This window comes from Lacinutrix sp. MEBiC02595 (assembly GCF_053601555.1).
This window is the reverse complement of record NZ_JBSHNU010000246.1, coordinates 441,627-452,944: the sequence shown is the minus strand read 5'-3', so window position 1 is coordinate 452,944 and position 11,318 is coordinate 441,627. Positions and strand designations below refer to the sequence as shown.

Here is an 11,318-nt window from a genome sequence, read left to right as displayed (position 1 = left end):
ACCAGCAGCATTCCACTCGTATTGCCAATGGTCTTTTTTACTTCTAAAAATGCTGCTACTACCTTTGTACTTTTCGGTTAAAAAACCGTCGGCATCGTATTTATAGTTCCAGCTTCCTTTTTTCTCTAATCGTCCGCCTTTGCTATATTCTCTATCGTTATGGTTGGTGGTTTCAAAAAGATTACCAACATTATCTTGGTCACGTACTTGTTGCGTACCATCTTGAAAGTTGGCTTGCTCTAAATGTCCTGTTGCTGTGTACCCATATTTAGTAATCCCTTGTTTGCTATCGTCTGTTTTTTGTAAACGGTCGTTAATTCCCCAAGTGTATTTACGTTGGTGTTTTTGTTGCTTTTTGGTAAGTGTTTGCTGCGTGGTTAGTCTACCAATATTATCATAACTAAATTGTTGCTCCACTTTACCTGGCAACATACGTTCGGTTTCAAAACCTAAACTATCATGTTTGTATTGTGCTTCCCAATTGTTGGTGTCTTGACTAGCGCTTAAATTGGCTAGATTACCAAAATTGTCATGTGCATAATTAATATGAGCATCTAGACTGCTTTCTAATTGTGTACGTACACCTAAAGCATTGTATTGATTCGTAATGCTATGTTTATCTACTTGCTCATTCGTAATTAAACCTAAGGTGTTGCGTGTAAATACAACTTCGGCATCGTTATTTATAGCATTTAATAATTGGCCTGCAGGATTGTAATTAAATACTTGTGTATTGTCGTTACCGTAATCTATTTCTGTAATTCTACTCGCAGTATCATAGGTGTATTTTACTTTTTTACCACTGGCTTTGGTCAGTTCTAGAACACGTCCTGCTAAATCTCTTTTGAAGTGTTTTGTCGCTTCATCAAAACTTTGTTCTTTGGTAACGTTACCAACACTGTCTAAGGTAAAGGTATATGGATTTCCTTTTTCGTTTATAATTTTGGTAAGCTGCTCTTCGGTATCGTAATAATAATAGGTGGTACCACGCGCATCACTACGTCTGGTCATTTTCCACATACCAGAATAGCTGTAATTTACTTCTTGGTGTGTGTCTTGGTATTTTAAAAGATTGTCTATACCATCATACTTTAAATGGATTTTGTTACCATCAAAGTTAGAAACCTCTTGAATTCGGTTTATTAAATCAAAACCTTTCGTTTGTACCGCACCTTTTGGGTTGGTGATTTTAATGCAATTTCCTAAAACATCGTATTTGTACGTAGAAATATTGTTTAGGCTATCTCTTATTTCTTTTATATTATACTGTGCATTGTAAAGTAGGGTTGTGGTATTGCCTAAAGCATCTGTAATACTATCTAATAAGCCATCTTTATATTGCATTGTAGAGCTTGCACTCATTGGGTTGGTACGTTTTATAACGTTACCATTTGCATCATATTCCCATTTCCAGATACCACCATTGGCATCTTTTACTTTTACAGGAAGATGATTTTTGTTTTCTTTTACACTGTATTCTGTTTCTACAGTGGCTCCAGCAGGATCGATGCTTAGAATTTCATTTCCAAAGTCATCATAGGTATACAATTCTTTGTTTCCTAAAGGATCTGTGTAGGAGGTAAGCTGATTATCTTCATCATGCAACCATTGGTTAATAGCGCCATTTGGTTCTACTTTTTTGTATACTAAACCTCCTTTATGGTAATACTCGGTGATGTGCCCAAGGCTGTTTTCAACTTTAGTTAAACCGTCAAAAAATGCTAGTTTGTGGTTGTAAATATTATTATCTCCCCAAGTTTGAATACATCGCGAACCGATTTCTTTTCCATCATATACAAAGAACCATTTTAAACCATTTCGCCAGGTTTCCTTTACCATTAAATAGCCTTCATATTCAAAATGCATGCTATCTCCAACGGCATTGGTTTGCTTCAGCATATTACCTTTGGCGTCATAAACATAGCTAGCAATGGTAAATCGCTGACCTATTAATTCTGGATGTGGTGCCGTAATCTCGGTAATGCGTCCTTCTTTATCATTGGTTACTTGAAGTACACGATGTGCACTGTCTGTAATTTGAATTAAATGACCTTCTCTATTATAGTTAAACTGAATACTAAAACTGTTCGCATTTACAACGCTACGTAATTTTTGTACCCCGTTAAATTTTTCTTTAGTGAAATGGTAGTATACATCTTCGTTAATATCCCAAACATGGTATTCACCACTATCGTTTACACGAAGTTCCAATTGTTCGCCTTTTCTAAAGGTTGGTGTAGCGGTAGTTGGTTTTCTTAAGGCTAAGGGTCTTCCGTCCGGCATTCTTAAAGAGACGTTGTTTTCGGCTTCGTCTTCAACAATAGCAATATCATAGTTATGATGCCAACCGTTTCCTAACGGACCTTTGTAATCGCTTTCGCAATACCAAGAACGTTCCCACGAAAGCGGAATTGGACCTGGAAGGAAGAAATCTTCTTCGTCTGTAAAAAACATTCCAGAAGCTACATCTACTGGATGTCCTGTTTTAGTACATAATTTTTTATGTAGTTTATTTGCTAGTTTATTATTTCCTAATACTTTATTGATGGCACCATGGCCAAGTTTAGCTGCTAATTTATTAAAGTGTCTACCAAAGGCACCTTTAACGGCTTTGGTTAAAAGCGCCATAGGATTAAAAGGCGCAGGAATAGGACTGGTAACAATAGATTGTGCCATTGGAATAGGCATAACCACACTTGTAGGTAAATACAAGGTCATTTTTTCTTTAGTACCTCCAGAGGTATTTTTACTTTTTCTTGTAGCATGCACAGAAGGCATACCAATAGGGTGCGATTGGCAACTTAAGTGTAAGTGCAAACCACCACCGGCAATAGGGTCATTATCTGCTAAAGCAAATAAACTACCTAGCATAGCGTGACCAGTATTAGTAGGAGGAAGCGGCGCAAAGGTAGCGCCCATCGGGAAATGCGGAATGTTTTTAGTTGGTGTTCCTGCAACCGTTCTTGGTATAAAACCACCAATTTTAACGGTAGCTCCAATCATACCAACCACCATACTAAGTCCGGTGTTCACCAGTGTTGCTGTTTTATGATCGTTTGCTGCTTGTTGTTGTCCTTCTGTTGCTTGTTCCCCTTCTTTAGGTCCTTCTGGAGCTACTGGCGGCGGTGCAATAAAAGAAGCAAGAGCTGCTGCAATAAAATCTTCTGCTTTAAATAACATTCCAATATATGGATGTGGCATTGGTATAGGAAGAGGAGCAGGCGGTATCATAACCGTATGCACGTCAATACCTATAACAGGATCCATTTGTTTGGAAATAGGAAAGCTGGCAATACCTTTCATGCCTAAGGCAGCCATTGCAGGCATCAAAACCGATTGTGCAATGCTGTCTACCGTACCAGTAAGTGCACTAAAGGTTTGTATTCCTGTATCCACAGCATTTAAATTATGTGCTACATCTGCGGTACTAGCGGTAAGATTTGTATTTTGAGAAATAGCATCACGTTCTTGATTGCCTTTTTTAAAGCCTTCAATTTGCTCTCCAGTAGTAAGGCTTATTTGCTCGCTTACATTATCAAAATATGATTTATCTGTTGGCATAGATACGTGTTGTTAAATGTGTATAATGATTAATTTCTATAAATTACTAGCCCTATTGCTAAAGCAATTAATGCAATTGTAAAATAAATAATAGCCATTACTGTTTTACCAGATAGCTTGTTATTAGTTAGATTACTTAAGTTTTGTAAAGATTTTTTCTCTCCTTTGTCTAACAAAAAATTTTCTTTATAAAAGGCACTAAATACTAATGCTATTATAAAAATACTAGCAAAGATTTTTTTGAAAGGTATGTTGTTGAAAAATTCTTCCACTTTTATAAAACATTATATGGGTATTGTTGGTACTAATTTTTAAATGGTACTTGTTATTTATATAAATCCGGATTATAATTAAAATAACCATATAAACAGAGTATAATACCTATTAGCATAATAGAGCCATAAATAATACGCACTGTTTTTCTACCAAATGCATTAATAAAATATGCGATATTAAAATAACCTCCACCAGGTTCTACTACCCAATCCCAGTCTAATATTAGTCCTAATATAATGAACAGAAAAACACCTATACCTAATAAGTAACCATATTGCGGATTTGATGTCATTACTTCTGTGATTTCTTCCATTTTTATTGTTTTATTTTTTTACTTAGTTTTCCGAATTCTTCAATCGTTTCTTCCCATTGTTCCCCAAATAGCGGAGACATGTCTTGGTCCATTTGGTCGTCACTTAAAAATTGGTTTCTACTATAATCTTTTAGTAATTGTTGTACTACTAATGGGTAGGTAGACGACCTTGCTAAATCTGTGCCTAAATCATCTTTTAAATGATATGCTTGTAAGTAGTATTGTGTCGATTCATTTTTCAAACTCATTTTATTAGCCATATAACCTGCTAAACGCAAAGATTCACATTGCATTAAATAATCTTTTGCAGTTGCATACGCTTTTGCTGCTAACTCGTAATCTTTTACCGACTTCTCTTTATTTTTTTTTAATTGGTGTAGGGCACCTCTACCTAAATGTGTTTGACCAATAAGGCGATAAGCCATTTCTGGTTTTAATAAGTCTTTAGATATTATTGCTGTTTCTACCGCTTTATTAGAAAAGTAAAGCGCATCGTCATAATTTTTATACCCTAATTGGTCATTGTATAAAATGGTATACACGGTAACTATTTGCATGAGCCAATGGGCATCTTCTTTAAGTGCTTTGGTAGCTATATCTAAACAGTTTTTTGCTGCATGCTGTACTTTTTTTTCGTCTCTTTCTTTTACGCCATTTATTAGTTTGGCTAGATTTGCGCGATACGGCGTTTCTGTTGCAGTAGGATCTCCTAGTGCCGCCATTTGTTCTATTCCTGCATCGATGTTAAAATCGGGTTCAATGGTATAAACTTCTTCCGGATAGTTTTCTGCTAAGGAATTATAAATAGGATTTTCTCTAGTATCGTCAATTCCAATAATAAGATGCGATTCCATATCGGTCTCTAATACTGCATTAAAATAATCTGTCGCGTTTTTTTCTGAAATAGATTGTATTAATAGAACAATACTAATTTTTACTTTTTTTTCTGGCTGTAAGTAATTAGCAAAACTATTTAAGTTTTTTATAAGTAGTTGTGCAGGATTTTCAGGATTACCTAGGCTATAATCTGGTTTCCATGTAATGGTTTCAAATGGTATAGCGTCTGGGATTTCTGCAGTATTCCAATTATTTATTTCCTCTTCTAATTCTTGTAATAAATCGTTACTGTAAGCTGCTGCCGAAGTAAAAGGGGATGTTAAAATGAGTACAAAGTCTTGCTGATTAGAGTCTACTGCTAGCATATACTGGTAATAGGCTCCCAGCATATCTTGTTCGTCTTCTGCTGCTAAAACGCGAACAATTTTAACCTTTGGTGTGTTAATAGCCAATGTCCATTTTAGGAGCATTTGATCTACGCGCTCTTGTATTGGATTGTTTTGACCCATTTTAGTTCAGCTTTATTATAGTACCTGCTACAGAAGTTGTTCCTGAAGAAGTTAATGTTGCTTTTGCGCCACCTGTTACTGCTACTTCAACGCCTCCACTAATAGCCACTTCTTTTCCTCCATTAATAGAAACTTCATCACCACTAACAATACTTACTTCGGATCCTCCATTAATAGAAACTTCATCACCACTAACAATACTTACTTCAGATGCACCATTAATAGAAACTTCATCATCACTAGAAATACTAACTTCCGAAGGGGCTGTTATGGATACTTCACTAGAAGCAGCTGTAATGCTTATATTACCATTACCATCTAGAATTATAGAACTTCCAGCTTTATCTTGAATAGTGATACTACCATCTTCGTCATTTAATTTAAAAAACGAACCGCTTTTGCTCATTAGCATTTTTATATGGTTGCTAGCGTTTGCGCTACCTTCTGGAGGAGTGGCATTTGAATTATAAACGCCTCCCATTACAAAAGGAGCTTCTGCATTGCTACCTTCAAAGTCTACTAGAACTTCATCATTTACTTCTGGTATAAAGAAAAAACCTTGTCCTTGGGATGCACTAGGTGATATATAACGTATCCAAGGTGTTGTTAATCCGTCTTTCTTTTGCCAAACAAATTGCACTTTTACTCTTCCCATTCCTTCTGGGTCATGATTTTCTATTACTTTAGCTACTTGGCTTTGTGCAATAGGAAATGCATTAATTTCCGTTTTAGGGTATGTTTTTATGTTCGAAGAAGTCGCTTCAAAAAAGTTTTCATATTCTCCATTACTAGAATAGGAGTGTGTCACTTTTGTAATTATATAATTGTTTTGAGATACTTTTACTGTTGTTGCTAGCATTACGCCAGGATTATCTGAAGTACCATTGATTTTTACTTGATTGGCTTGTAGTGCATTTTGTTGCAGTTCTACATATTTATCTAATCTGCTTTTCGCATTGGTATCATCAGAAATGTTAACCCAAATCTTTGTTGGGTTCGCATAAATGTCTTTGGAGCTATCATTAACTACACCAAAATAGCCATTGCTAGATTTGGTTGCTGAAGACGATTCTTTTTCATGTACATCATCTGTAAGATAGTCATTGGTATAATAATTAAAGTTTTGAGGTATTGGAACTAAAGAGGTATTTAAATCTTGTAGATCTCTACCAAGTATTAGTTCTAATTCTTCCGACTCTGTGTCTACACCAAACATTAATTCTTCCCCATCATAGTACATCCATTCTCCATTTCTGGCTGCCATGCGTTGTGCAAATTTAAAGCAGCTTTCATTGTATTGTACGGTATACGTTAACGGTTCTGAAAGGTCTGAATTTTGTGTGTTTATTTTTAATCTAGAAGTGTCATAATTGCTAAAAGTATCTTCCATGATATCAATGAAACTTTTATCATTGAAAGAAGTATGATGCGGACCATCATCAGCAATTATTGTAGGACTTTGTGCTTTTATTAAAATTAAGTCACCTGCGTTAGAATACAGTCCTTTTTGATAACTTAATCCGGTTATAATTCCTTTAAACTTTAGGGTACCATGAAAACTTATACCTGCATAAGATTTAGTTTCTATAGTAATTATGGTTCCCAAGAGTTCTTCCATTTCTTGGTTATTGTCACCACAAAATTTTTCAATAGTTTCTAACAAGCAATATAAATCTAGTGTGTGGTGTTCCCCAATTTCTTGATGTAAACTACAACTATTATAGTAGGGAAGTTTATTTCCGTTTATATGTATATGTGTTGTTGAAAGAATAGCCATTGTTGAAAAATTTGTAATTAAGAAGTATTAATTTATGCCCATTCCAGGATTCTGATATAAGCTATCGTCTAACTCTAAGGATTCTACTGCTAAAACTAAGCTAGTAGACATAGGGGTTTTACTATTGTTTTCAAAAGATTCATTATAATTAATACAAAAAGCACCAGTGAATTTTAAAGTTCTTGAGCTTGCCATTGCATCTCTTTTATAAAAAATTATCTCGCCATCTTTTTGTTCGTACGGACTAATACTCCATGCAAAAAAGCCAGAATTACTAGAAGATTCAATTAATATATGTAAATGATTAATTGTTGGCATACCAGTTGGTCTACTAGAACCATGGTGTACTTGTTGGGCAACATCAAAAGAAAATGAAAGTACATTATACTCTTGATCATCTATACTTAATTTTGCTAAAAAAGACATGACCTGTGATTTATATTAATTAATTGTGTAGCATAAATTTAAGGAGTGGGTTTACACTCCTTAAATTATGAATGTATTATAATGAAATACGAAACTATGAAGTCCACTCGTTAACGTGCTCTCCGTTTCCTATACCTATAGTTTTTGCAGAAATAACTACAGTTTCAGCCATAGGATTGTCTCCTGAATGGTCAAATTTTTCGCTATAATTGATCATGTAAGCTTCTGTGAATTTTAATTCTTTAGCTTTAGCATCTGTATCTCTTTTTAAGAAAGTGATAGATCCATCTTTACGCTCAAAGTTGTTGAACATCCAATCTGATAAAGATGTGTCTGCAGTAGATTCTACAGTGATTTTAATTTTACCTCCTCTAGTAATAGAAGAAGGGCGTCCGGTTGCGTCAGTTTCTTGGTGCAGCTCATAACTACAGTTTAGTACGTTGTACTCTTTTCCACCAACATTTAGTTTTGATTTAAATGACATAATAATTGAATTTTAATTAATAATTAACAAATGATAAAAAGGTTTTTGAACTATTTATAATTGTAGTATTTTACTAAATACTACAAAATTTAAAAAAGCTATAACTTAATTTATTTACTATTTAATACTCTCTAAAATAAAAAGTTAACACAAAGGCATTCTTTATTTTATTTATTTTTTATGCAGGTCAGTAGAAATAATAATATTTCTAAAGATTTGGTTTGCTGTATTTTATTTATTTACTCTTTGACAAACAATAACATCATTTTCATGAATATCATTATTTACTACTGTTTTTTCAAAATTGATATGTTTTATGTTTCCTAGCCAGTTGGGTTTAAAATAGAAAACCCATTCTTGAGGTTGCATGTTATTAGGGTCTAAATACTCTATAGTACTTTCAGGGTGTCTTTCATTATAATCATTAATAAAGAAATAAAAGAGTTTCCCAAATTCCATGTTTTCGGGCGCTTTTATTCTAAAGTTGGTGATTTCATTAATCTCAAATTTTTTCTGAAATTCAAAACTAATAACAGCTGGATTTATTAATTCGTTTTTGGTTGGATCTTTAATACTTCCGTCTAAAGGGAATAACCATTTTTTATATACAGGAATAGGAATGCTAAATGCAAATTCGTACAGTTTTTGAAATAAAAACGGCGTGATAAAACATAAACTTGTTCCTAAAAATAAAATGCTAAAATTAGGTCTAAATCTATGTACTACATTCATGTAAGCGATAAGGCCAATACATAATATAATGATGGTAAATAGTAACTCGTAAAATATTCCGGATTTATCTTTCTTTAAGTCTGGAAAGTATTTATCCATTACATGTAGGTGTAAAATACCTAGGGCAAAGAACACTAATTGTATACCAATAAAACTGTTTAATGGTGTGTCATTTAAAACAAAATGAGAGCTTAGTAAAGCGGTAAGAGCAAAGGTTACAAGAATAAAAAGTAAGTACAGTATTGCTGCCTTTTTGTTTTTGTTAAAGATCGCTCGTATCTTTTTCATTAAACCAAGAATAATAGAGCTAATAAAAAACAAGCCTAAACTTAGTTTAAACATGTTTCCGTTCATTATATGGGTTAATGCATTCATACTCTTGTATAATTATATTAATGTTGTTAAACCTATTATTGGTTCTTTTTCTCTACTTAATAAAAAACCATCTTTAAGGTTAACTTTAAAGGATGTTTTTATTTCTACTTCTATTGGAAAAAAATAATCATAAAAAACATTTAAGAATTTTGTAAAGCCGTCTTTTTTTAAATAATCTTCAATATTATCTTCTAAAACCGGTCCGATTTCCACTTGATAAACTGGTTGCAAAATCGAATCCTTTTTATTGGTTAGGGTGAAACTGGTACCCAAATAATTATCTGTACTATTTAACTTACGTTCAAAAGTTGTTTTTGGACTATATACTTTCTTAATTTTTACTTTTTTATTTATAATATTTTCTAAACAAAGACTGGTGAGTTCTAAATCTCCAGCTATTTTGTAGCTATATGGCAATAGTTTTAATAATTTAAGTAAATACATTTTAGGGATAGATGCATCTACTTTCCAAAATTTTATTAAAAATTCATCTTCTAAATTTAGAAAATTATTTAGTAAATCTTGTTCTTTACTTTCAATTTTCAATTTCTGATTAAAAAACTCGTTTTCTAATGGTGAAAAAAAATGTCTAGCTTTAGTTTCTTCCTCTTTATAGGTCTTTCTTAATTCTGAAAAACCAACGCTACCTTTAGAGGTGTCTTTGGTATGAAATAAACCTTCTGGTAATTGGTCATACAAACCATTTCTACTTAGATTTAGGTGTAATTTTCCATCTTCATCTACATTACCAACATCTAAGATATCTCTTCTATGGGATCTTTTAAAGGTGCTTTTGTTCTTTATTATTATATCATCTTCATGAATAGTTGTGTTCTTTTTCAAGTCGGCAACTACAACTTCCGCTTTTAAGTTTTGATAAACAGAAATTAGTTCTTCAAATATTGCTTCTAATTCATCTGTGCTCATACCAGTGTTTCCTTTTTTATCTTCTTCCTCCAGCTACAAATCTTTTAGTCCAAAACGGATCTGTTAAATTGCTTATTTGTACTCCTGACAAACCATTATCTTTAGTGTAAGAAGTGGCATGCACAAAATAGCCGTTATGAAGAAATATACCAACATGAACGATGACTTCTTTGTTTTCACCAGAACCTCTAAAGAAAATTAAATCTCCTTCACGTAAAAATTCTTTTTTTCCAAATTTATCGGTAAGTTTAGAGTCGAATTGTTTTTGAGCGGTACGTTCTAAATAAATATCATAAACACTAGTGTAAAGTCTTTGTGTAAATGAAGAGCAATCTATACCTTCTCTAGTTTCGCCTCCTAAGACATATTTTGTTCCGTCCCAACTATCAATAAATTCGTATAATTTTGAATTAGATATGGTTTCTGGAGTGACATCTAGTTTAGATCCATATTTTATTTGTAAGCTAGTCACTTCTGCTGTTACAGGCAAAGGAGTTGCTTCAATAGGTGTGGTGTTTTCTATATTTATTTCGTTATTGTCTTTTTTGTTTTTAAGAAGTTTTTTCTTTTGCTTTTCTAAGATTTTATCTCTTTTTTCTTTTTCCTTTTGAGATTCTTTAAGAAACTTATCTCTTTCCTTTTGAGATTTCTTTTCTTCTTTTTGTTGTGCCTTTATCGCTTTATCTCTTCTTTTTCTTTCTTGTTTGTTAACTTCAATTTTAACATTATCTAGTATGATGTTTTTACCAGGACTCACCTCAATAAGTATATATTTTGTAACATAACCATCTTTAGTAATGGTTACCACATGGTCTCCGCTAGGGATGTCTTTTAATATGTTAAATGCACCATTTAAATCTGTTCGTTGCGCAATAGCTGTGCCTTCAATTGCTACAATAGCGTTGGTGACATTGAGAGAGGTGTCTTCTTCTATTACAATACCTTTAAAAGAGGTTTGCGCATTGGTAAAAGTAGTTACTAAAAGGGTTATAAAAAGGAGCAGTTTATGATTCATGAAACATGTTTTGATAATTAATGTTTTTTTTAAAATTAATGTTAACTAACATTAAAAAATAATATTAAATAAAAGTAATAAATAAT

General features: G+C 33.0%; 10 protein-coding genes. All 10 read right to left on the bottom strand.

The genetic code is table 11. The features are described 5' to 3' along the window. Positions 1 to 3,561, bottom strand: a 3,561-nt coding sequence (locus ACVCZW_RS19415; protein ID WP_452233233.1) for a DUF6531 domain-containing protein, incomplete at its 3' end; no start/stop codon positions are given. A 29-nt stretch (positions 3,562 to 3,590) separates the two neighbouring features. After that, on the bottom strand, positions 3,591 to 3,737 hold the full coding sequence (locus ACVCZW_RS19410; RefSeq protein WP_452227757.1) for a hypothetical protein: 147 nt from the start codon (positions 3,735 to 3,737) through the stop codon (positions 3,591 to 3,593). 149 nt (positions 3,738 to 3,886) lie between these two features. Then, positions 3,887 to 4,150 (bottom strand): immunity 17 family protein, encoded by a 264-nt coding sequence (locus ACVCZW_RS19405; RefSeq protein ID WP_452227758.1) that lies wholly within the window; start codon positions 4,148 to 4,150, stop codon positions 3,887 to 3,889. Between the two features lie 2 nt (positions 4,151 to 4,152). Then, complete coding sequence (locus ACVCZW_RS19400; RefSeq protein ID WP_452233232.1) at positions 4,153 to 5,496, bottom strand: hypothetical protein; 1,344 nt, start codon at positions 5,494 to 5,496, stop codon at positions 4,153 to 4,155. Between the two features lies 1 nt (position 5,497). After that, positions 5,498 to 7,273: a type VI secretion system Vgr family protein gene (locus ACVCZW_RS19395; protein WP_452233231.1), complete on the bottom strand. Its 1,776-nt coding sequence runs from the start codon at positions 7,271 to 7,273 to the stop codon at positions 5,498 to 5,500. Positions 7,274 to 7,300: 27 nt separating this feature from the next. After that, entirely contained in the window at positions 7,301 to 7,699 is a 399-nt protein-coding gene (gene tssD, locus ACVCZW_RS19390; protein ID WP_452227761.1) for a type VI secretion system tube protein TssD, read from the bottom strand. A gap of 94 nt (positions 7,700 to 7,793) precedes the next feature. Further along, positions 7,794 to 8,183 (bottom strand): type VI secretion system tube protein TssD, encoded by a 390-nt coding sequence (gene tssD / locus ACVCZW_RS19385; RefSeq protein WP_452227762.1) that lies wholly within the window; start codon positions 8,181 to 8,183, stop codon positions 7,794 to 7,796. A gap of 231 nt (positions 8,184 to 8,414) precedes the next feature. Further along, a complete protein-coding gene (locus ACVCZW_RS19380) occupies positions 8,415 to 9,290 on the bottom strand; it encodes a TssN family type VI secretion system protein (RefSeq protein WP_452227763.1) in 876 nt (291 codons plus the stop codon). Positions 9,291 to 9,302: 12 nt separating this feature from the next. Then, positions 9,303 to 10,217 (bottom strand): hypothetical protein, encoded by a 915-nt coding sequence (locus tag ACVCZW_RS19375; protein WP_452227764.1) that lies wholly within the window; start codon positions 10,215 to 10,217, stop codon positions 9,303 to 9,305. A gap of 16 nt (positions 10,218 to 10,233) precedes the next feature. Next, positions 10,234 to 11,232: an NlpC/P60 family protein gene (locus ACVCZW_RS19370; RefSeq protein WP_452227765.1), complete on the bottom strand. Its 999-nt coding sequence runs from the start codon at positions 11,230 to 11,232 to the stop codon at positions 10,234 to 10,236. Between the last annotated feature and the right edge of the window lie 86 nt (positions 11,233 to 11,318).